At 52.2% G+C, this 23,379-nt stretch carries 18 protein-coding genes; 11 read left to right on the top strand and 7 right to left on the bottom strand.

The annotated features are described in order from the left end of the window. Nucleotides 1-30 precede the first annotated feature (30 nt). Together A6301_RS07735 and A6301_RS07730 are read right to left on the bottom strand one after the other, a co-directional pair. On the bottom strand, nt 31-300 hold the full coding sequence (locus A6301_RS07735) for an SDR family NAD(P)-dependent oxidoreductase (protein WP_304622713.1): 270 nt from the start codon (nt 298-300) through the stop codon (nt 31-33). Further along, entirely contained in the window at nt 297-503 is a 207-nt protein-coding gene (locus tag A6301_RS07730; protein ID WP_234257490.1) for a 2OG-Fe dioxygenase family protein, read from the bottom strand. Before A6301_RS07730 ends, A6301_RS07735 begins: the two co-directional genes overlap by 4 nt. A gap of 218 nt (nt 504-721) precedes the next feature. Between A6301_RS07730 and A6301_RS07725 the strand changes: the two genes are divergently transcribed. The 4 genes from A6301_RS07725 to gntR all read left to right on the top strand — a co-directional run bounded on the left by A6301_RS07725 (nt 722) and on the right by gntR (nt 5,820). Next, nucleotides 722-1,633 carry a LysR family transcriptional regulator gene (locus A6301_RS07725; RefSeq protein ID WP_107171084.1) on the top strand — a complete coding sequence of 304 codons (912 nt, stop codon included), beginning with the start codon at nt 722-724 and terminating at the stop codon, nt 1,631-1,633. 143 nt (nt 1,634-1,776) lie between these two features. Continuing rightward, nucleotides 1,777-2,472: a pirin family protein gene (locus A6301_RS07720; RefSeq protein ID WP_215482706.1), complete on the top strand. Its 696-nt coding sequence runs from the start codon at nt 1,777-1,779 to the stop codon at nt 2,470-2,472. A gap of 318 nt (nt 2,473-2,790) precedes the next feature. Then, a complete protein-coding gene (locus A6301_RS07715) occupies nt 2,791-4,746 on the top strand; it encodes a glycoside hydrolase family 3 protein (RefSeq protein WP_215482704.1) in 1,956 nt (651 codons plus the stop codon). A 78-nt stretch (nt 4,747-4,824) separates the two neighbouring features. Next, entirely contained in the window at nt 4,825-5,820 is a 996-nt protein-coding gene (gene gntR, locus A6301_RS07710; RefSeq protein WP_205543213.1) for a gluconate operon transcriptional repressor GntR, read from the top strand. Between the two features lie 9 nt (nt 5,821-5,829). Here gntR and A6301_RS07705 read toward each other — a convergent pair whose 3' ends face one another. Then, nucleotides 5,830-6,342, bottom strand: coding sequence for a gluconokinase (locus A6301_RS07705; RefSeq protein ID WP_039474158.1), 513 nt, complete (start codon nt 6,340-6,342; stop codon nt 5,830-5,832). 158 nt (nt 6,343-6,500) lie between these two features. Between A6301_RS07705 and A6301_RS07700 the strand changes: the two genes are divergently transcribed. Next, nucleotides 6,501-7,877: a GntP family permease gene (locus A6301_RS07700; protein WP_215482700.1), complete on the top strand. Its 1,377-nt coding sequence runs from the start codon at nt 6,501-6,503 to the stop codon at nt 7,875-7,877. 336 nt (nt 7,878-8,213) lie between these two features. Here the strand turns inward: A6301_RS07700 and A6301_RS07695 are convergent, their stop codons facing one another. After that, complete coding sequence (locus A6301_RS07695) at nt 8,214-8,807, bottom strand: YhgN family NAAT transporter (RefSeq protein ID WP_039484765.1); 594 nt, start codon at nt 8,805-8,807, stop codon at nt 8,214-8,216. A gap of 291 nt (nt 8,808-9,098) precedes the next feature. On the opposite strand from A6301_RS07695, the gene asd reads away from it, so the two are divergent. Next, complete coding sequence (asd, locus tag A6301_RS07690; RefSeq protein WP_107168949.1) at nt 9,099-10,202, top strand: aspartate-semialdehyde dehydrogenase; 1,104 nt, start codon at nt 9,099-9,101, stop codon at nt 10,200-10,202. A gap of 155 nt (nt 10,203-10,357) precedes the next feature. Here asd and A6301_RS07685 read toward each other — a convergent pair whose 3' ends face one another. Both A6301_RS07685 and A6301_RS07680 read right to left on the bottom strand, forming a co-directional pair. Beyond that, nucleotides 10,358-10,849, bottom strand: a complete 492-nt coding sequence (locus A6301_RS07685) for a hypothetical protein (RefSeq protein ID WP_215482698.1) — start codon at nt 10,847-10,849, stop codon at nt 10,358-10,360. A gap of 115 nt (nt 10,850-10,964) precedes the next feature. Continuing rightward, a complete protein-coding gene (locus A6301_RS07680; RefSeq protein WP_234257489.1) occupies nt 10,965-12,683 on the bottom strand; it encodes a sensor histidine kinase in 1,719 nt (572 codons plus the stop codon). 368 nt (nt 12,684-13,051) lie between these two features. Between A6301_RS07680 and glgB the strand changes: the two genes are divergently transcribed. From glgB to glgP, 5 genes are all read left to right on the top strand, one after another. Then, nucleotides 13,052-15,229 (top strand): 1,4-alpha-glucan branching enzyme, encoded by a 2,178-nt coding sequence (gene glgB / locus A6301_RS07675; protein ID WP_107168946.1) that lies wholly within the window; start codon nt 13,052-13,054, stop codon nt 15,227-15,229. Continuing rightward, nucleotides 15,230-17,206 carry a glycogen debranching protein GlgX gene (glgX, locus tag A6301_RS07670; protein ID WP_234257488.1) on the top strand — a complete coding sequence of 659 codons (1,977 nt, stop codon included), beginning with the start codon at nt 15,230-15,232 and terminating at the stop codon, nt 17,204-17,206. It begins immediately after the preceding gene. Nucleotides 17,207-17,242: 36 nt separating this feature from the next. Beyond that, complete coding sequence (gene glgC, locus A6301_RS07665) at nt 17,243-18,520, top strand: glucose-1-phosphate adenylyltransferase (RefSeq protein WP_137741813.1); 1,278 nt, start codon at nt 17,243-17,245, stop codon at nt 18,518-18,520. 28 nt (nt 18,521-18,548) lie between these two features. Beyond that, a complete protein-coding gene (gene glgA / locus A6301_RS07660) occupies nt 18,549-19,988 on the top strand; it encodes a glycogen synthase GlgA (RefSeq protein ID WP_234257487.1) in 1,440 nt (479 codons plus the stop codon). Between the two features lie 75 nt (nt 19,989-20,063). Beyond that, nucleotides 20,064-22,511 carry a glycogen phosphorylase gene (gene glgP, locus A6301_RS07655; protein ID WP_107168942.1) on the top strand — a complete coding sequence of 816 codons (2,448 nt, stop codon included), beginning with the start codon at nt 20,064-20,066 and terminating at the stop codon, nt 22,509-22,511. 632 nt (nt 22,512-23,143) lie between these two features. Here the strand turns inward: glgP and A6301_RS07650 are convergent. After that, the coding region (locus A6301_RS07650; RefSeq protein WP_234257486.1) for a hypothetical protein at nt 23,144-23,379 on the bottom strand (236 nt) is incomplete at its 5' end.

The following is a 23,379-nucleotide window of genomic DNA, read 5'->3' as shown; positions in this document are numbered from 1 at the left end:
ATATTCGAGCCCCCAACGTGGCTCACAACATTAAAGGTCTTTGCCAAGCGTCCAGCCGCCATCAATCACCAGCGTAGAACCGGTGACAAAACGCGCCTGGGGCGAGGTGAGATAGAGTGCGGCATCAGCGATGTCACGCGTCTCCCCGAAAACCGGTAAAAACTGCCCACGTTGGATTTTTTCCAACTGTGTGGCGTTGTGGTAATAAGCTTCTGTGAGTGGCGTACGGATCACGCCGGGTGCAATGGCATTCACCCTTATATGGTGTTTGCCGTACTCTAGAGCTAGCTGTTTAGTCAGACCGATGACCGCATGTTTACGGGAGTGACGGCATGAAGCTTGTCGTGATTGACCACCAAAGTGTCGAAAAGCTGTTCGAGACGCAGTACCCGTTCGATACCGCGTGGGTGACTGGCAATCAAGCTGTCACCACCCAACATATTGGAAGAGACATTAATCAAATGGACAAAAACGATATCTTCATCGTCTTTGTGTAGCCACACTGGGGAACTGTATGCTGGGGTATCCCTTTAAACCCTAAACTGACGCCAACATTCAGAACATTATGCTGTTGAATACGTTTAATTATCGATTGTTCATACATAGGGAACCTATCAGAAAAGGTTAATAATAGTCATATTTTCGACATGTAAGCCTCTGTTGAACATCATACGGTTCGGTGATAATTTGAATAGATAGTTGAAAAGCAAAAGAGTTATGCGTGAAGAACATCAATGAGCTAACTGAAGTTTTACCGAGCTTAATGCTTTTTGTTCAAGTTGTTGAAAAAGGTGGGTTTTCATCTGCCGCTCGAGCGCTTTCTATGACTCCTTCTTCTGCCAGTCGCATGATTGACCGGCTGGAGAAACGCCTCAATCTGATTTTATTTACTCGTACCACTCGTTCGCTCTCGGTTACAGAAGCTGGGCAGGAAATATATCATCAAGCGTTAACTGTTCTTGCTGCCACCAGCTCACTTTTCTCACAGGCAGACAGTTATAGTGACAAACCTAAAGGCGTGCTGCGTATTACCGCTCCAATTACATTGGGGAAAATTCTGCTTACTCCGTTTCTTCCTGGTTTTCTACGCGACTATTCAGAGATTAATATCGAGTTGAACCTCACTGATCAGATAGAAAATCTGATGAATGGCTCCTATGATCTTGCGCTACGTGTGACGGATACGCCCCCGGCCAACATGGTCGCACGCGCACTGATGCCTATTGATTATGTATTAGTCTGCGCGCGGGAATACGAACAGCCCCTGCCACAGACGCCAAGCTTCCTGAGCCAGCACAATATTTTCTTTCCTAACGATTCACAGTTTCGCGGCGAGTGGTGCTTCTGGCGACATGATCAAATGGAAAGCGTGCTGCTTACCCCAAGGTTGATGATCAATAACAGTGATGCGATGATTGATGCGATATTACAGGGGGTGGGTATAGCACTGATTCCAACGTTTATCGCAAATAGTTATTTGCTTAACGGCCGCTTGAAACGCGTGCTGTCAGACTGGCGTATTGAGAATCCCATGCCAATGACGACCTACGCCATTACATTACCAAACCGTTTGTTGCCGCTGAAAACGCGTGTGTTTATTGACGATTTTATGGCGTGGTTGAAAACGAAATAACTAAGAGACGGGGATGTTCATGAGATGCCCCGGCAGCTCTCTATCCCGTTCTGATTTTTCGAACAGAGCGGTGAGTTTTTTGCGCTATCTTATTTACCACTGCCCGTTACACTTTCCTTATCAGAAACGCAGGAGGAAAGAACATGATCTATTTACGTCAAGCGCAAGATCGCGGACATGCTAACCATGGCTGGCTCGACAGTTGGCATACATTCTCATTCGCCGATTATTACGATCCTGATTTCATGGGGTTCTCAGCACTGCGCGTGATTAACGAAGACGTTATCGAAGGCGGTCAGGGCTTCGGCACACATCCGCATAAAGATATGGAAATTCTCACCTATGTGTTGTCCGGTGCGGTTGAACATCAGGACAGCATGGGAAATAAAGAGCAGGTGCCAGCGGGCGAATTCCAGATTATGAGCGCGGGAACGGGCATTCGTCACTCTGAATACAATGCCAGTAAGGATGCACCGCTGCACCTGTATCAGATCTGGATTATCCCAGAAAAAACCGGGCTAACGCCGCGCTACGAGCAGAAACGCTTTGATGTGCAGCAAGGGCGTCAACTGGTGCTCTCCCCGGATGCACGTGAAGGCTCGCTGAAGGTCTTTCAGGATATGACGCTGTGGCGTTGGGCGCTGAAAGCGCAGGAACAATCGGTGTATCAGATCCAGGCCGATCGTCGCGTTTGGGTTCAAGTGGTGCGCGGCAGTGTAGAGATTAACGGCCAGAAAGCGGAAACCAGCGATGCATTTGCGATCTGGGATGAAACGGCGATTTCCGTGCACGCCAGCGCAGACAGCGAAATTCTGCTGTTTGATTTGCCGCCGGTATAACGATTCACGGTCTTTACCAGACCGTCTTGTGCCGGCTCATCCTTTGAAGTGTGAATAGATTCACTGTTTTTAAGATGCAGTTAATCTATTGATGAATACCTATTTCGGCTCTGTCTTAGGATTGTTACTGTTCAAGCAGGCAAAACCTAAACGTCCCAACTGGCAGCATCGTACCCTATACGATGGCTACTGGCTGGTGTGTTTAGGTTTTTTTATGCCTGTTAATTGATGCGCTTTGCATACAGTCCTTAACGCTGTCGTTCTGAATGTAGCGAACTATTTTTCGGTATTCATTACTTCTGACTCATGGATGGTGATATGAACAAAGCATTATTGTCGTTGTGTCTTCTATGCAGTGCGCTGCCAGTGAGTGCGACGACAGAACAACCTGAATTAACCTACCGCTGGAGCAAATTGATTCATCAGGATGGGTTGACCTTCCGTGACCTGAACCATGATGGAAAACTGGCACCGTATGAGGACTGGCGTTTAACTGCGGAGGTGAGAGCCCGTGATTTACTGGCCAGAATGACGCTGGATGAGAAGGCTGGCATGATGATGCATGGCTCCGCACCGTCTATTGGGGATGCCATCGGCCGTGGTGCAATCTACGATCTGGCCGCTAACCGCAGACTGATTGTGGATAAAAAGGTCAACAGCCTTATTACGCGGTTGGATAAGGCTACACCAGAAGAATTTGCTCGCCAGAATAATTTGCTGCAAGAAATCGCCGAATCGTCCCGCCTGGGGATTCCGTTAACCCTCAGCGCCGATCCGCGCAGTGTCTATACCTATTCAGTGAATGCGACCCCAACTGTTGATGGTTTCTCCAAATGGCCGACGCCCCCCGGTATCGCCGCAATGGGTAGTGAAGCGTTTGCTCGTCATTATGCTGATATCATCCGTCAGGAATACCGTTCGGTGGGGATCACTCAGGCATTGTCACCTATCGCTGATTTAGTGACAGAACCGCGCTGGTCACGTATTGATGGCACGTTTGGTGATAATAGTGAGCTGGTCAAACGCATGGTGCGGGGCTACATCACGGGCATGCAAAATGGGGCGGGCGGGTTAAACCGGCAGAGCGTGAGTTCAGTCGTGAAACATTGGGTTGGATACGGCGCGTCGGATAACGGTTTTGATGGCCACCACTACTATGGCCGTTTTGCCTCTTTCGGCGATAGCGACGCTCTGGAAACGCATGTTTACCCGTTTACCGGCGCGTTTGAAGCGAATGTCGCGGGGGTGATGCCTACCTATCCGATTCTGAAAGATGCGGTCTATAAAGGTCAGCCGATTGAGCAGGTGGGCGTCGGCTTTAACCGTTTCTTACTACAGGATGTGCTGCGTGGTGAGTATGGTTTTCGTGGTGTCGTGATCAGCGATTGGCTCATTACGAAAGACTGCGTCGGAACCTGTATTACCGGATATCCAGAAAATGAGAAACCCGGTATTGATATTGGCATTCCTTGGGGCGTTGAGCATTTATCTCAAGCTGAGCGCTTTGTTAAAGCGATCGACGCGGGTATTGATCAATTTGGTGGGGTAGATGACTCTTCCATCATTGTGCAAGCGGTGCAGCAAGGCAAGATTTCGCCGCAGCGCGTTGACCAATCGGTCTTGCGTATTTTGGAACAAAAATTCCAGCTCGGTCAATTCGAGGTACCGTTTGTCGATCCAGAAAGGACGCAGCAGGTGTTCCAGCGCCCATCCATCACGGCACAAGCTGAACAGGCGCAATATGACGCGTTAGTGTTGCTGAAAAAACGACAGGGAATTCTGCCGTTGCAGAAGGGGAAGAAAATTTATGTGTGGGGAATGAATCCCGATGTCGTGCGTAATGCTGGCCTGGTTGTTGTTGATCACCCCGTTAAGGCCGATGTGGCGTTGATACGAGCGACGGCACCGTATGAGCAACCGCACAAGAATTTCTTTTTTGGCGCGATGTACCATGAAGGTGCGCTAGATTTCCGTCAAGATAATGAACAGTATCAAGCGATTGTGAATGCGGCTCGCTATGTGCCAACGATCGTGACGGTTTATCTTGATCGCCCGGCTATCTTGACCGCGATTGAAGATAAGGCCAGTGTTCTGGTGGCTAACTTTGGCGTCAGTGATACGATCCTGCTGCGTTCTCTGATGCATGAGCGGCGCTACACTGCCCGTTTGCCGTTTGAATTGCCCTCTTCGATGAAGGCAGTGGAACAGCAACGAGGCGATATACCGCATGATTCGCCCGCACCGCTCTATTTTTCCGGCTTTGGGCTACAGTAAAACGTGTCTCTGGGGGAGCCTCGACGGGCTTTTTTTGCTAGACTTAGGGCACTGTTTTTCAGACGCTTTTAGTCGATGATGAAGAAGAAAAGACCCGTTCTCCAGGATGTTGCCGACCGCGTTGGGATTACCAAAATGACGGTAAGCCGCTATTTACGTAATCCCGCTCAAGTGTCGGTTGCGTTGCAGGCAAAGATCGCCATTGCGTTGGATGAGCTGGGCTACATCCCTAATCTCGCCCCTAACATGCTCGCCAGTTCGACCAGCCGGGCGATTGGCGTGTTGCTGCCATCATTAACCAATCAGGTTTTCGCTGAAGTATTGCGTGGAATTGAACGTACGGCGGAAGCGCACGGTTACCAAACTATGTTGGCGCACTATGGCTATCATCCTGACAGAGAAGAACAGCGCCTGACCTCACTGCTGTCCTATCACATTGACGGGCTTATTCTGGCCGAACGCACCCACACGCCGCGAACGCGCCAGATGCTGGATGTTGCGGGTATTCCGGTGGTGGAATTGATGGATTCTGTGTCGCCTTGTCTGGATATGGCGGTCGGGTTCGATAACGTTGAAGCCGCGCGCCAGATGACGCTGCGTATGGTCGCGCTGGGACATCGTCACATCGTCTATCTCGGCGCGCGACAGGATGAGCGTACGATTATGCGTTGCCGAGGTTACGAACAAGCGATGTTGGAAAGCGATCTCAAAAGTTATTGCGTGATGAGCGAGCGGGCATCTTCCTATTCGCTTGGCGGTGAGCTACTGCGGCAGACGCAGGCGGAATATCCGCAGGTCGATAGCGTATTTTGCACCAATGACGACTTAGCCGTCGGCGCGATGTTCGAATGTCAGCGGCAAGGGCTGCGCGTACCGGAAGACATCGGCGTTGCGGGTTTCCATGGGCATGACATTGGGCAAGCGATGGTGCCGAAGCTGGCTAGCGTACTGACGCCGCGTGAACACATGGGGCGCGTCGGCACCGAGCGTCTGCTGGCCCGCCTGAGAGGCGAGCCTGTGGAGCAGGAAATGGTTGATGTCGGTTTTACCGTGCTGGATGGCGAAAGCCTCTAAGCCGCGACGTTAACCTGCTGCGCGCAGTGCTTCAACGCAACGCTGCACGACGTCTTCCCGCGTGCCGTCGATGTCGACCTTCAGGACATCCGGTTCATCACTGCCTGGTTCTTCCAGTGCATCGAACTGGCTTTTCAGCAGGTCTGTTGGCATAAAGTGTCCCGCTCTGGCTTTGTGACGCTCCAGAACCAGTTCAAAGCTGCCTTTCAAATAGATAAACACCATCTTTTCGTTCCCTTCGCGCAGGCGGTCGCGGTAACGCTTTTTCAGCGCGGAACAGACGATAATGCCCGTTTCATTTTTGTGCGCTAGGCTGTAGGCGACATCGCTGAGCCGCTCGAGCCACGGTGCGCGGTCGTCGTCATTCAACGGCGTACCGCTGGCCATTTTCTGGATATTGGCGCGCGGATGCAGATCGTCGCCATCAATAAATTTTGCCTGAATGGCGCGGCCAAGTTCAGCGCCAACTGAGGATTTTCCACTGCCTGATACGCCCATCAGAATAATGCTTCGACCTGACATAATTTGATCTCTATCTCAAACTGTAAATTAAATGATACTTAATGGTTCCAGACTTTAACATGTTACCCGTATCATGTTACCGGTATCAAATGATGATGTGATACACCTCACAAACAATCAGCCAATCCAGACTGGGTGCCCTAAAGAGATTATTAACGATGACAGAAATAACATCCGCTTATAGCGCCAGTGTGCTATTAACCATCGCCGCAGGTGCGGTTGCACTGTTACTGGTGCTGATTATGCGCTTCCGTGTCCACGCGTTTTTGGCGTTGACGCTGGTGAGCTTGATCACGGCACTGGCGACAAAAACGCCTTTCGAGAAACTTGTTCCTACGTTACTTAGTGGTTTCGGCAGTACGTTGGCATCCGTTGCCCTGCTGGTTGGTCTGGGGGCAATGATTGGCCGCCTGTTGGAAGTCACTGGTGGCGCAAATGTGCTGGCGGATACGCTAATCAATAAATTTGGTGAGAAACGTGCGCCTTTCGCGCTGGGTCTTGCCTCTCTGCTGTTTGGTTTCCCGATCTTTTTCGACGCCGGGCTGATTGTGATGTTGCCGATTATTTTCAGCGTGGCGAAACGCTTTGGCGGTTCAACGCTGACCTATGCGTTCCCCGCTGCGGGTGCCTTTGCCGTAATGCACGCCTTGCTGCCGCCGCACCCCGGCCCGGTTGCTGCCAGTGAATTGCTGGGTGCTAACATTGGTCTGCTGGTGCTGGTGGGCGCTGTGATTGCTTTCCCTACCTGGTATCTGGGCGGTTATCTGTTCGGCCTGTGGGCAGGTAAAAAATTCCATTTGCCATTGCCGTCAACCTTCCTGACTGAAGTCAAAGCGGACGAGCAGCATACGCCGCCTGCGTTCAGCGTGGTGATGTGGGTGCTGTTGCTGCCGCTGATCCTGATTTTCCTCGATACAGGATTGAATACCCTGACGGTGATGGGCGTCATCAGTGGTGATAGCGGTCTGGTACAGTTCCTGCGTATGTTGGGGAAAACGCCGGTTGCGCTGCTGATTACGGTCTTGTTCGCCATGGTTATGTTTAGCGGCCAGCATAGCCGTCGACACCTTGAGAAAATCTGTGAAGGCGCGCTGGGGCCAGTTTGTTCGATTATTTTGGTCACCGGTGCGGGCGGGATGTTCGGTGGTGTTCTGCGTTCCAGTGGTATTGGTGACGCGTTATCCGGTGCGCTGGCGGATACCGGTATGCCGGTGATTGTGGCTGCGTTTGTCGTGTCTGCGGCACTGCGCGTGGCGCAGGGGTCGGCGACGGTGGCATTGACGACCACGGCGGCATTGATGGCACCTGCGGTTGCAGCGACGCCTGGCCTGAGCCAGTTCGATCTTTGCTTTATCGTGGTGGCGATTGCAGGTGGTGCGACCGTGCTGTCGCATGTGAACGACTCAGGCTTCTGGCTGGTTGGCCGTTTCCTCGAAATGGATGAGAAAACAACCCTGAAAACCTGGACGGTGATGGAAACGCTGCTCGGTAGCATCGCGTTCCTGATAGCGTTAGTGGGAAGTATTTTCCTCTAATGTGTTTAACCCCCTCTTACAAGGGAGGGTTTTGACATTAATCCGGCGTAAAAATTATGCAGCGGTGATCATGAGCACCGAGTGAGCGACAGGACGTCGCGAAAGCCAGTGCCGCGTATGGAACGCGTCACTGGCGGCTCGAAGGGTGATCATGAACGCCGATGGCACCGCGTAGCGGCATGATTTAGCCGGAAGCCTGGGTTCGCAGGGCGGCGGCGACTGGGCGCCCTGCGTCGGGCGCGTGCTACGGGGTAGCATGGAAATTGCGGTATTATCGCGCACGAAACCACCTCTTAGTCGGCATAAAATGTGACTAAGACAGAGGGGTAACGACGCCTATAACTTCATATACGCACGTATGCCGTCGAGGAACATTTGCGTCGACAGCATCACCAGAATCAGCCCCATCAATTTCTCCAGTGCACTCACGCCTTTCTCACCCAACAAGCGCAAGAACAAATCTGACATCAGCAGGATGATGAAGGAGATCGTCCAGGCGATAAACAGCGCCAGCGTCAGGTGAGGTAACTGATTGGGATACTGGTGGGAAAGCAGCATCAGCGCCGCGAGGATCGACGGCCCGGCGACCAGTGGAATCGCCATCGGCACCAGAAACGGTTCTTCTCCGGCTGGCAGACCGCTGCTATTGCCTTCCTGCGAGGGGAAAATCATCCGAATTGCGATGAGGAAGAGGACGATACCGCCTGAAATGGACACGGTTTCAGTACGCAGATTCAGGAACGCCAGAATGTGTTCGCCAGCGAACAGGAAAATCAGCATCAGCCCAAGTGCAATCAGCATCTCGCGGATCAGCACCACACGCCGGCGTTTGGGATCGAGGTGCTTGAGTACGGACATGAAAATGGGCAAGTTGCCGAGTGGGTCCATAATGAGCAACAGCAGCACCGTTGCGGAGATCATTTCTGTCATGTTGGTTGTTGCTCCTGTTACCTGACGGTGGCAGCGATATGATGTATTGGTCGCGGTCCTTATCGTGAGTCAGGTTGATGATATTAGAATGACTGCTGAAAAATGCCGTACTATCGAATAAATTCACTTGCGACTTTATGTACATTTTGTAAGGTTGAACGACACGATAATTTACAGATTTACGGCACGGCACGCGCAACCTCTGCGGCAGTTCACTGAGTCAGCACTAACTATGCGCCCTCGACGTTAGCCGGAATTCTTTTTTGTTACCCCCAAAGCAGGACAGTTACCATGAAAAATGTTGGTTTTATTGGCTGGCGCGGTATGGTCGGCTCGGTTCTCATGCAGCGCATGGTGGAAGAACGCGACTTTGATGTTATTCACCCGGTGTTCTTTTCAACGTCTCAGCACGGCGAAGCTGCTCCGGCGTTGGGCGGTCATCAAGGCGTGTTGCAGGATGCTTATAATATCGAAGCACTGCGCGCGCTGGACATCATCATTACCTGTCAGGGCGGCGATTATACCAATGAAGTCTACCCAAAGCTGCGTGAAAGTGGCTGGCAGGGGTATTGGATCGACGCCGCATCCTCGCTGCGTATGAAAGATGACGCGATTATTATTCTGGACCCAGTGAACCACGGTGTGATTCAGCAAGGTCTGGATAAAGGCATCAAAACCTTTGCGGGCGGTAACTGTACCGTCAGCCTGATGCTGATGTCATTGGGCGGTTTGTTTGCTAACAATCTGGTGGAATGGGTTTCTGCTGCGACCTATCAGGCGGCGTCTGGCGGCGGTGCGCGTCACATGCGTGAACTGCTGGCTCAGATGGGGGCACTGCACGGTGAAGTCGCGAAAGAATTACAGGACCCGGCTTCTGCGATTCTGGATATCGAACGTAAAGTGACAGCGCTGACCCGTAGCGGTTCGCTGCCGACTGATAACTTTGGCGTGCCGTTGGCGGGTAGCCTGATTCCGTGGATCGACAAACAGCTGGATAACGGCCAGAGCCGTGAAGAGTGGAAAGGTCAGGCGGAAACCAACAAAATTCTGGGTACTAGCGGCGTGATTCCGGTTGACGGCCTCTGCGTGCGCGTTGGCGCGCTGCGCTGCCACAGCCAGGCGTTCACTATCAAACTGAAGAAAGATGTGGCGCTGCCGGAGATCGAACAACTGCTGGCTACCCACAACGACTGGGTGAAAGTGGTGCCGAACGATCGCGACATTACCATGCGTGAGCTGACGCCTGCTGCGGTAACGGGTACGCTTTCTACGCCGGTAGGCCGTCTGCGTAAGCTGAACATGGGGCCGGAATACCTGTCCGCCTTTACGGTCGGCGATCAGCTGCTGTGGGGAGCCGCTGAACCGCTGCGCCGTATGCTGCGCATCTTGCTGTAGTTATCTCGTAGTTATCTTGCCTTTCTGGCGCAATATCGGTTGGTGTTGCGCCTGTTTCTACTCGTATTTCTTCTCTCGTATGTTTTTGAGAGCCGCGACGGGCCGAGTATTTCAGAACGGCCAGCGTCCAAGGCGCGTATCACTTACTGTGACTTTCAGCAAAGAACCAGACCTCTTTGTTGCAGACACTGGTTTAGCTGATCCACTTTATCTTTATCCGTTGTGGTGCAGATAAAACGTGGGTTTTCATGTAAATAGACGTCGCCGTTCTGAAGTAATCCAACTTCAAGCAACTGCAATTCGGCTTGTTGTAGCTGTTGCTGTAACACTGGCAGGTAAAAACCGGATGCATCATAAAAGAACTCTTCAGGAGTGATGTCTCCGATTGGAAAACCCTGTTCGTCAAACAAACTGTCCACCGATAACGCGATCCCTGCTTGCTTAATAGGAATTAACGCCTCCAGAGCACGAAGATCAAATTCTTTCCATTCGATATAACAAAGAAAATCTTCCCCCAATAAATCATCCAGCCAATAGATCTGCGCATATTCACCATGCGACTGATCTAATGCTGGCGTAATGATATCTCGTGCTGAAAATCCGGGCACTGCCTGTTCAAATGCAGCATAAAGTGCGGTATCGGTCATAACGATTCCTTGTATTGTTAAACTTATTTTGCTCTGTCGTCATGGCATTCAACTATTCAACTATTCAACTATTCAACTATTCAACTATTCAACCCACAACGCCTTTATTTCCCTGTCACGCTACGCTATCAAGCTGCTCCAATACCTGGCGGGGTGAGATCAGCGGGACGTGTACTTCGACCCGTGTGAATTTATCCGCTTCGCTGACTACGGTGATGCCATAGCGGTTGCCATAGCGTGCTTTGATGCGGCGATCGACCAGGTTCATGCCTAGCCCATCGCCACCGCTGCGGGGTTGATAGGTACCCGCGTTATCTTCCACTGACAGCTCTAGCGTGTTGGCGTGCAGACGTCCGCTAATGTGGATGTGCCCGTGTTCAATCATCTGCGAGGTGCCGTGCTTAATCGCATTTTCGACAATCGGTTGCAGAGAGAACGCCGGTAATCTAGCCTCACGCAGTGCTTCTGGCAGAGAAATCTCTACCGTCAAGTGATCGGCAAAGCGTGCTTTTTCGATTTCCAGATAGGCGTTAACGTGCTCCAGCTCGTCATTGAGCGACACTTCATCGTTGCTGCGCTTGAGATTTTTACGGAAAAACGTCGACAGAGACAGCACCAACTGGCGGGCGTGATCGGGATTGCGTCGTATCACGGCGGACAGCGTGTTCAGTGCGTTGAATAGAAAATGCGGGTTGACCTGTGCATGCAGTAGCTTGATTTCTGACTGTGCCAGCAGTTGTTTCTGCTGTTCAAAGCGGCCTGTCAGGATCTGTGCGGAAAGCAGGTGGGCGATCCCTTCTCCTAGCGTACGGTTAATACTGGAAAATAGCTTGTTTTTGGGTTCATAAAGCTTGATCGTGCCGACAACGCGCTGATCTTCGCCACGCAGTGGGATCACCAGCGTGGAACCCAGCTTGCAGTGCGACGACACCGAGCAGGTGTAAGACACCTCGTTACCATCGGCGTACACCACCTGATTATTGTCTATCGCCCGGCGCGTGTGTGATGACGTAATGGGTGCTCCGACGTTGTGGTGGTCATCGCCCAGCCCGATAAACGCCAGTAATTTGTCGCGATCTGTAATGGCTACAGCTCCCACACCCAGCTCTTCATACAAAATACGGGCAACGCGCATACTGTTTTGTGGGTTGAACCCCTGACGCAGCGCCCCTTCGGCGCGGGCAGCGATTTGCAGCGCCTTGGCGGAAAATGCAGAGGTGTATTTTTCAAAAATAGCGCGTCGGTCGAGCAAGATACGCATGAACATGGCAGAACCAATGGTATTGGTGATCATCATCGGTAGTGCAATGTCTCTCACCAGTTCAGCGGCATTATCAAAGGGGCGGGCGACCAGCAGAATAATCGCCATTTGCAGTATCTCTGCAACCAGTGCGGTCAGGCCGACGACGAGGGGCTTAAAGAGCAAATCGATACGGTTGCGGCGTGCCAGATAGCGATGTAGCAGCCCGCCGAGCAGCCCTTCGGCAATGGTCGATAGCATACAGGCCAGTGCGGTCATGCCACCCATGGAATAGCGGTGTAACCCGCCCGTTAACCCGACGAGAAAGCCCACTGAAGGGCCACCCAACATGCCACCGAGCACGGCGCCCGTCGCGCGGGTATTGGCAATAGAATCGTCTATATGCAAGCCGAAGTAGGTTCCCATAATGCAAAACACGGAGAAAACCAGATAGCAGACCAGCTTGTGTGGCAGACGAATGGTGACCTGCATCAGCGGGATAAATAGCGGTGTTTTACTGAGCAAATAAGCGATCACCAGATAAACACACATCTGCTGTAATAGGGAAAGAATCAGATCAATCTGGCTAACCATGGTCGGTGTCTCGTCATTCAAAATCCGCCAAATTGTACTGCTTTTTACTCGCGGACGAATCGTTCTTTGAACGAAAAATGCTAATTGCTCTGTGTCATAACTTATTCATATAAATATAAACGGAAAAATTTGATCAGTTCTCGGTTATTTCTCCGTTCTTTGACTACGCTAAATGAAGGGGCGTAGTGCGAGAACCCTTTCATAGTATTCATTATTTTTACATGTCGCCGTTATTCGTTAGCAAGCTAATAACTCATTATTTTTATTGAGTTTTATCGAAAATAAAGTTTGGGAAAAATATAAGCGCCACATAACGTTTTATAGCGCTTATTTATTTAATTCAAATGGTTAATCAAAGGATGAATACCATGTCAGCGTTTTCTGATGCGATTAATTCACTTATTTCCGGGCATTATGCCGATCCATTTTCGCTGTTAGGTATGCATCATTCCTCCGAAGGTCTTGAAGTTCGAGCATTGCTGCCGGATGCGCAGGCAGCGTGGGTTGTTGATGCCAGCAATGGGCGAAAAATTGTCGAACTAGAACGTATAGACGAGCGCGGTTTTTTTTGTGGTCTGGTGCCACGCCGGAAAAATGCTTTTCACTATCAATTGGCTGTGACCTGGCGTGAAGAAACCTGGGTAATTGAAGATCCTTATCGTTTTGGCCCGTTGTTGCAGGATATGGATATTTGGCTGCTGGCCGAAGGCACCCACCTGCGACCTTACGAACGATTAGGCGCACATCTGGAAACGCTGGATGGGGTCGAAGGTACGCGCTTTGCCGTGTGGGCACCCAATGCGCAGCGTGTTTCGGTGGTGGGAGAATTCAACTTTTGGGATGGTCGCCGACACCCGATGCGGCTGCGTAGGGAAAACGGTATTTGGGAACTGTTTCTGCCTGATGTGAAAGCGGGGCAGCTCTACAAATATGAAATGATCGACAGCCACGGTAGCGTCCGGCTGAAGGCCGATCCTTATGCGTTTGAAGCGCAGATGCGCCCGGATACCGCCTCGCTGATTACGCCGCTGCCTGAGAAAGTCCCGACCAACGAGGCTCGCCGTGAGGCGAATGGCCTGCGTTCCCCTATCTCTATTTATGAAGTCCACCTCGGTTCCTGGCGACGGCATACGGATAACAATTTCTGGCTGAGCTATCAGGAACTGGCGAAGCAACTGATTGATTATGTGCAGTACATGGGTTTCACGCATGTGGAACTGATGCCGATTAACGAACACCCGTTTGATGGCAGTTGGGGCTATCAGCCGCTGGGTTTATATGCGCCAACGCGTCGCTTCGGCACGGCGCCGGAATTCAGAGCGTTTGTTGATGCGCTCCATGATGCGGGCATCAACGTCTTGCTGGACTGGGTGCCGGGGCATTTTCCCGGTGACGAATACGGTTTAGCACAGTTTGACGGCACCGCGCTGTATGAATACGCCGATCCGCGTGAAGGCTATCATCAGGATTGGAATACGCTGATTTATAACTATGGCCGTCATGAGGTGCGTAACTATCTGGCGGGCAACGCGCTGTTCTGGATGGAACGCTATGGCATCGACGGGCTGCGGGTAGACGCCGTGGCCTCCATGATTTATCGCGACTACAGCCGTAGCGAAGGCGAGTGGGTGCCGAACCATTACGGTGGTAAAGAGAACCTCGAAGCGATTGCGTTTCTGCGTTACACCAACCACACGCTGGGTCATGCCGCGCCTGCGGCGATCACGCTGGCTGAAGAGTCGACCGATTATCCGGGCGTTACGCTGCCGCCGGATTGCAACGGGTTAGGGTTTCATTACAAGTGGAATATGGGCTGGATGCACGACACGCTGGCCTATATGCAGCACGATCCGGTTCACCGCAAATACCATCACGATTTGCTGACATTCGGCATGTTGTACGCCTATAGCGAGAATTTCGTGCTGCCGCTGTCTCACGATGAAGTGGTACACGGTAAGCGCTCGCTGCTGGATCGCATGCCCGGCGATGTCTGGCAGAAATTTGCCAATTTACGCGCCTATTACGGTTTTATGTGGGCCTATCCCGGTAAGAAACTGCTGTTTATGGGGGGCGAATTTGCGCAGGGACGTGAATGGAACCACGACGCCAGTTTGGACTGGCATCTGCTGGATGAGCCGGAAGGGTGGCACCGCGGCGTGCAGACGCTGGTGCGCGACCTTAACCACTGCTATCGCCAGCAGCCGCCGCTGTATCAGTTGGATTTTCAGCCGCAGGGCTTTGAATGGCTGGTGGTAGATGACCGAGAAAACTCGGTCTTTGCCTTTGTCCGACGTGATGAACAGGGCAATGAAGTGCTGGTGGTCAGCAACTTTACGCCAGTGCCACGTTACGGCTATCGGATTGGCATCAACCAGCCCGGCGGTTGGCGAGAGGCCATCAACACCGATTCTGTTCACTACAACGGTAGCGATTTGGGCAATGTTGGGACGATTTACAGTGAGGAGTGGGGCAGCCATCAGCGTCAACATTCTCTCGTGCTGACCATTCCGCCGCTTGCCACGCTGTATCTGGTGAAGGAGGTGTAAATGGCGGAATTGCAGACGGGCAAACCGACGCCGCTGGGGGCGAGTTTTGACGGCAGCGGCGTGAATTTCGCGTTGTTTTCGGCGGATGCCGAGCGGGTTGAGCTGTGCATATTTGATGAACGCCAGCAGGAACAGCGCATCGAACTGACCGCGCGCAGCGGTGATATTTGGCACGGCTATCTCCCTGATGCACAGCCCGGCTTACGCTACGGTTTTCGGGTCGATGGGCCGTTCGAGCCGTCGCAGGGTTTACGCTTCAATCCGCATAAGCTGCTGTTAGATCCGTGCGCCCGCCAGCTTGATGGCTGGGTGGTGGATGATGCTTGCCTGCAAGGCGGGATTGACCAGCGAGATGAACGCGATAGCGCCGAGATTATGGCGAAGTGCGTGGTCACGGCGGAGGATTACGACTGGCAGAATGACCAGCATCCGCAAACCCCCTGGAGCCGGACGGTGATTTATGAGGCACACGTTCGCGGGCTGACGCAGCTGCACCCTGATATCCCCGAAGATATTCGCGGTAGCTATGCGGCGTTAGGCCATCCGGTGATGATTGACTATCTGACGTCGCTGGGCGTGACGGCGCTGGAACTGCTTCCTGTACAACAACATGCCGATGAACCGCGGCTTCAGCAATTGGGGCTGCGTAACTACTGGGGCTATAACGTGCTGCTGCCGTTCGCGGTGGATAACAGTCTGGCTGCGGGTGACGACGCGCTGAATGAATTTCGCGATGCGGTGAAAGCGCTGCATCACGCGGGGATCGAGGTCATTCTGGATGTGGTGTTCAACCATAGTGCGGAACTGGATGTCGAAGGACCCACGCTATGCCAGCGCGGCATCGATAACCGCAGCTATTACTGGCTGGGTGACAACGGCGAATACCATAACTGGACTGGCTGCGGCAATGTGCTGCGCCTGAATCACCCTGCGGTGATTGACTGGGTGATGGACTGTCTGCGCTTCTGGCGTGAAGTCTGCCACGTTGACGGTTTCCGCTTCGATCTGGCAACGGTACTGGGGCGTACCCCAGATTTTACCGCTGCCGCACCGCTGCTGTCCGCGATGAAAAATGATAGTCGCTTACAGGGCTGCAAGCTGATCGCTGAGCCGTGGGATATCGGGCATGGCGGCTATCAACTGGGTCAGTTCCCGACGCCGTTTGCCGAGTGGAGCGATCGCTATCGTGACGACATGCGCCGCTTTTGGCTGCATGGTGATATTTCTCTCGGCGCATTTGCCTGCCGTTTTGCCGCCTCCAGCGACATCTTCCAGCAGCGCGATCGCCTGCCTTACGCCTCTATCAACAAACTGACGGCGCATGACGGTTTTACGCTGCGCGATCTGGTGAGTTTCAACCACAAGCATAACGACGCGAACGGTGAAGGTAACCGTGACGGCACGGACAGTAACTTCAGCAACAACCACGGCACGGAAGGGTTAGAAGCCGATGACGACATTCGTCAACGCCGGCTGGCTAGCCAGAAGGCGCTGCTGACGACGCTGATTTTGTCGCAGGGTACGCCAATGCTGCTGGCGGGCGATGAACTGGGGCACAGCCAGCAGGGCAACAACAACGCCTACTGCCAAGATAATGAATTGACCTGGCTGCACTGGAAAAATGCAGATCGTGGCTTGCATGAATTTGTCGCTGGGTTGATCCAACTGCGCAGCACAATCCCGGCATTACAGCAGGAAACGTGGTGGCAGGAAGGGGATGGCGCGGTGCAGTGGCTGAACCGAGAAGGGCAGCCTTTAACGCCGCAGCAGTGGGAGTACGGGGAGCATCAGCTACAGATTTTACTTTCCGGTCATTGGCTTGTGCTGGTTAACGCCAGTCTGCATGCCGGAACGTTCATTTTGCCAGAAGGCCACTGGCAGGTTTCACCGCCGTTTGATGAGACGAACCCGCCTGAAGGCGGAATTTGGCACGGACAAGCGCAGGCGGTATGCGTCTTGATAAAACAGACCGCCTAAGCGCAAGCCATTAAAAAGAATAATCAGGAGATAGCCATGGTGAACAACGATAAGCATGACCCTCTGATGTTGGCAAGACAGCTCCCTCTGAAATCCGTGGCATTAATTTTGGCAGGAGGCCGTGGAACGCGACTGAAAGGGCTGACGGCATTGCGCGCCAAGCCTGCCGTCCATTTTGGCGGCAAATTTCGCATTATTGATTTCGCGCTCTCTAACTGCCTGAACTCCGGCATCCGCCGTATTGGTGTGATTACGCAATATCAGTCGCATACGCTGGTGCAACACATTCAGCGCGGCTGGTCGTTTTTGAATGCGGAAATGAACGAGTTTGTCGATCTGCTTCCCGCACAGCAACGCCATTCTACCGATCATTGGTATCGGGGAACCGCAGATGCCGTTTGTCAGAATCTCGACATTATTCGGCGCTACCGTGCGGAGTATGTGGTGATCCTCGCGGGCGATCACATCTACAAGATGGACTACTCACGGATGCTGATTGATCACGTGGAGAAGGGGGCAGAGTGTACAGTCGCCTGCCTGCCCGTGCCGCTGGAAGAAGCCAATGCTTTTGGCGTCATGAGCGTGGATAAACAGCATCGCATCCTCGATTTTGCCGAAAAACCGGATAACCCGACACCGATGCCGGATAACCCCGACATGGCGCTCGCGAGCATGGGGATCTATGTTTTTAATGCGGACTATCTTTATCAATTGTTGGAAGCGGATCGCAATGCGCCGGACTCTAACCACGATTTTGGTCAGGATCTGATCCCGAAGATCGTCTCGCAGCGTCTGGCCTGGGCGCACCCTTTTACTCTGTCGTGCGTCACGTCGGGTGAAGATGAGCACCAGTATTGGCGGGATGTCGGCACGCTGGAAGCTTACTGGCGCGCCAATCTCGATCTGGCGTCCGTCACGCCGGAATTGGATGTGTACGATCGGCACTGGCCGATTCGTTCCGCTATTGAATCGCTGCCGCCAGCTAAATTTGTTCAGGACCGCTCTGGTAGCCATGGCATGACGATGAACTCGCTGGTATCGGGGGGCTGCATCGTTTCCGGTTCGGTTGTCACGCATTCGGTGTTGTTCCCGCGTGTGCGGGTCAATTCATTTTGTAGTATCGATTCGACGGTGATCCTGCCGGATGTCAACGTGGGACGCTCCTGTCGTTTACGCCGTTGCGTGATTGACCGTGCCTGCCACTTGCCGGAAGGCATGGTGATTGGTGAAAACGCGGAAGAGGATAGCCGCCGTTTTTACCGGTCGGAGGAAGGGATCGTACTGGTCACGCGATCGATGTTGGAAAAGCTGTAAACGCCATCGGCACAAAATGGGAGTCATAATGCGGGTCTTACATGTTTGTTCAGAGCTGTTTCCACTATTGAAAACCGGCGGTCTTGCGGATGTGGCAGGTGCGTTGCCCGGCGCGCAAATTGCGGCGGGGATGGATGCCCGCGTCATCCTACCTGCCTTCCCCGATTTGAAAAAAGGGATCGCTGATATACAGGTTGTGCGTGAGCTGGATACGTTTGCCGGACATGTCACCTTACTGTTTGGCCATTTTAACGGCGTCGGCATTTATCTGATTGATGTGCCTGAGCTGTATGAACGCGCGGGCAGCCCTTATCACGACCCGGCGCTTTATGCCTATGCCGACAACTACCTGCGGTTTGCGCTGCTGGGGTGGATGGGGTGTGAAATGGCGTGCGGGCTGGACCACTATTGGCGGCCCGATATTGTGCATGCTCATGACTGGCACGCGGGGTTGACCTGCGCCTATCTGGCGGCGCGTAATCGCCCGGCGAAATCGGTTTTTACCGTGCACAATCTGGCTTATCAAGGGCTGTTTGATGCCCGACATATGGCGGATCTCCACTTACCGAGAGACTTCTTTCAGGTCTACGGGCTGGAGTTTTACGGCCAGATTTCCTACCTCAAGGCAGGTTTGTTCTACGCCGACCACATTACGACTGTGAGCCCGACCTACGCGCACGAGATTACGCTGCCAGCCTATGGTTATGGCATGGAAGGCTTGCTACAGGCGCGTGAAGAAGAGGGGCGCTTGTCTGGCATTCTCAATGGCGTAGACGAAACGATTTGGAATCCGGCGCATGACCCTTTGCTCACGAGCCATTACAGCCGCGATGCGCTGGCGAACAAAGCGGAAAACAAGCGACATCTGCAAACAGCGATGGGGCTGAAGGTTGATGACAAGGCTCCAGTGTTCGCCATTGTTAGCCGCCTGACCAGCCAGAAAGGCCTCGATATTGCGTTAAGCGCGATACCCGATCTGTTAGAGCAGGGCGGGCAACTGGTGGTATTAGGGGCGGGGGATGCCGATTTGCAGGAAGGTTTTCTGGCCGCCGCCGCCGAATATCACGGTCAGGTTGGCGTGCAGATTGGCTATCACGAAGCCTTCTCACACCGCATTATTGGCGGTGCGGATGTCATCATGGTGCCCAGCCGATTTGAACCCTGTGGGTTAACGCAGCTCTATGGCTTGAAGTATGGCACGTTGCCGCTGGTGCGCCGAACGGGTGGGCTGGCGGATACGGTATCTGACTGTTCGCTAGAGAATCTGGCAGATGGTCTGGCAAGCGGGTTTGTCTTTAACGATTGCAGTGTGGGATCGCTATCCCGCGCGATTCGTCGTGTGTTCGTGTTGTGGTCCCGACCTACGCTATGGCGCTATGTGCAGCGTCAGGCGATGGCGATGGATTTTGGTTGGCAGGTTTCTGCTCAGGCTTATGGTGCGCTCTATCAACGCTTGCATACCCACTAGTTTTCCTGCGGTGCGTCATCCGCGTGCAATCTGAAAACGACAGGGTAGGGTAACACTCACTTGGGAATGAATATTATGAACTCGCCGTTTATCTATACTTCACCAACGCTCAGTGTGGAAGCGCTGAAACACTCTATTGCTTACAAGCTCATGTTTAGTGTGGGGAAAGATCCCTCGATTGCGAATAAACATGACTGGCTGAACGCCACGCTGCTGGCCGTGCGCGACCGGATGGTGGAGCGCTGGCTGCGCTCAAACCGCGCACAGCTTTCGCAGGATGTACGGCAGGTGTATTACCTGTCGATGGAGTTTTTGCTGGGGCGGACGTTGTCGAACGCGCTGCTGGCGATGGGATTGTATGATGATCTGAAAGCGGCGCTGGATGGTATGGGGCTGGAACTGGACGATCTGCTACAGGAAGAAAATGATCCCGGCTTAGGGAACGGTGGCTTGGGGCGTTTGGCCGCCTGTTTCCTCGATTCGCTGGCGACGATGGCCCTGCCGGGGCGCGGCTACGGCATTCGCTACGAATACGGCATGTTCAAACAGAATATCGTTAACGGCAAGCAGGCCGAATCGCCGGATTACTGGCTGGAATACGGCAATGCATGGGAATTTCCACGCCACAGCACGCGTTACAAAGTGCGGTTTGGGGGACGTATCCAGCAGGAAGGCAGCAAAATGCGCTGGCTGGAAACGGAAGAGGTTATCGCGTGCGCCTACGACCAAATCATTCCCGGTTTCGATACCGATGCCACTAACACATTGCGTCTGTGGGGGGCGCAGGCCAGTAATGAAATCAATTTAGGTAAATTCAATCAGGGCGACTATTTTGCGGCGGTAGAAGATAAAAACCACTCGGAAAACGTGTCGCGCGTGCTGTATCCCGATGATTCCACCTATTCTGGTCGTGAGCTGCGTTTGCGCCAGGAATACTTTCTGGTTTCCGCGACAGTGCAGGACATCCTCAACCGCCATTGGATGATGCATAAGACCTATGCCAATTTGGCGGAAAAATTCGCTATCCACCTGAATGATACACATCCGGTGCTGGCGATCCCTGAGCTGATGCGCTTGCTGATTGATGAGCATAAATTCAAGTGGATAGAGGCGTGGACGGTCGTGAGGAAAGTCTTTTCCTACACCAATCACACGCTGATGCAAGAGGCGCTGGAAACCTGGCCGGTTGATATGTTGGGTAAAATTCTGCCGCGCCACCTGCAATTGATTTTCGAAATTAACGAACATTTTCTCGAGTACGTGCAGAAAGAAGTTCCCGATGACAACGAGCTGCTGGCGCGGGTTTCCATCATTGATGAAAACAATGGGCGTAAAATACGGATGGCGTGGCTGGCGGTGATCGCCAGCCATAAAGTGAACGGCGTATCGGAGCTGCATTCGGATCTGATGGTGCAGTCCCTGTTTGCTGACTTTGCCCGACTTTTCCCCAATCGCTTCTGTAATAAAACCAATGGGGTAACGCCGCGGCGCTGGCTGGCGCTGGCCAACCCGTCGCTCTCTAAGCTGTTGGATGACACCATCGGGCAGACCTGGCGTACCGATCTGAGCCAACTGAGCGAACTGAAACAGCACATCGATTATCCGGCGTTTGTGCAGAAAATCCGCAAGGTGAAGCTAAAGAACAAAGTGCGTTTAGCGACCTACATGGCGGAAAACCTGAATATTGTGGTTAACCCGGAATCACTGTTTGATGTGCAGATTAAGCGTATTCACGAATACAAACGGCAACTGCTGAATGTGTTGCACATCATCACGCTCTATAACCGCATTAAGGACGATCCAGGTGTCGAACGTGTTCCGCGCGTTGCTATCTTTGCGGGCAAGGCGGCATCGGCTTATTACATGGCGAAGCACATTATTAACTTGATCAACGATGTCGCAAAGGTGATCAACAACGATCCGGCACTGCACGATCGGCTGAAGGTCGTCTTTATCCCGAACTACAGCGTGAGTCTGGCACAGCTGATCATTCCGGCGGCGGATCTGTCTGAACAGATCTCGCTAGCGGGAACGGAAGCGTCCGGGACCAGCAACATGAAGTTTGCCCTGAACGGTGCGTTGACGATCGGTACGCTGGATGGGGCGAATGTCGAAATGCTGGAACATATTGGCGAAGAGAATATGTTTATCTTCGGTAACACGGCCGACCAGGTTGAAGCACTACGGCAGAACGGCTATAACCCACGGCAGTATTACGATCAGGACGAAGAACTACGCCGCGTGCTGACGCAAATCACCACAGGGGCTTTTAGCCCTGATGATAGCCGCCGTTATAGCGATTTGTTTGATTCACTGGTGAATTTTGGCGATTACTACCAGCTACTGGCAGACTATCGCAGCTATGTGGATACGCAGGATCGGGTGGATGAGCTGTACGAGAAAAAGGACGAATGGGCGCGCAGCGCCATCCAGAATATTGCCAACATGGGTTATTTCTCGTCTGACCGCACCATCGGTGAATATGCAGAAGATATCTGGAATATCAAACCGATACGGTTGTGATTGCGGGAACTTCATTGAGGGTTAATTTTTAAAAAGACAACAGGCGTTCAATGAACGCCTGTATATTATGGTTAGCATTTTTATCGGAGGTATGCGAATTTTCAATGATTCATCTTAATGTTTTCTAATGGGGTCGCTATTCCATATGCTGGTCGTGTTTTTTATGCAGATATTTCAACGTCAACGAACCAAAGATTGGGATGGTGAACATAATAATAAACAGTAAAGATGAAAGTATGTAATTAAAATCTATAGCGCTCACGATAAATATAAAAATAACGATCGCCATCATGACGATGAAATATTTTCTAATTATGAAATGAGAATAAATAGAAACAACCCCAGAAAATATGATGTAACTGGATATAACAATCCCTGCTACAAAATCCCAGCTATTAAAAAAATTCGTCTCACTATATCGATCGCCGCAAAAAAAAACATATAAAAATGATAAGAAACACCAAAGAAATGTTGGTGCTAAAAAGGCATAAATAATAGATGATTTGTTTATCTTTATCCTATTATTATCCGCATTTAATGATATATCCTGGTTCATCATCATCCTTAATCGTATTATCCATAACATTAAAGCCAATATTTATACTGTATCATCCTGATATATTCAGACAACTTTAATCTGCATTGGCGTGTTTGGTATTCCCCGTTGCACTGCTGCCAAAACGGGCGATTTCTCGTCTGACCGAACTATCGACGAGTGTGCAGAAGCTATCTGGAATAGTAAACCGATACGGCTGTGATGGCGGGAACTTCATTATTGCGGGTTTACATTGAGGAATGGTGATTGTTTCGTGCGTGGTGAGAATAGGAGTGGTTCTGTTACAGGGAGCCACGCCCGACACAGGGCAGC

The sequence above is a fragment of the Pectobacterium sp. IFB5596 genome, from assembly GCF_021432585.1.
Lineage (GTDB): Bacteria > Pseudomonadota > Gammaproteobacteria > Enterobacterales > Enterobacteriaceae > Pectobacterium > Pectobacterium punjabense.
This window is presented reverse-complemented; position numbering and strand designations above follow the sequence as displayed.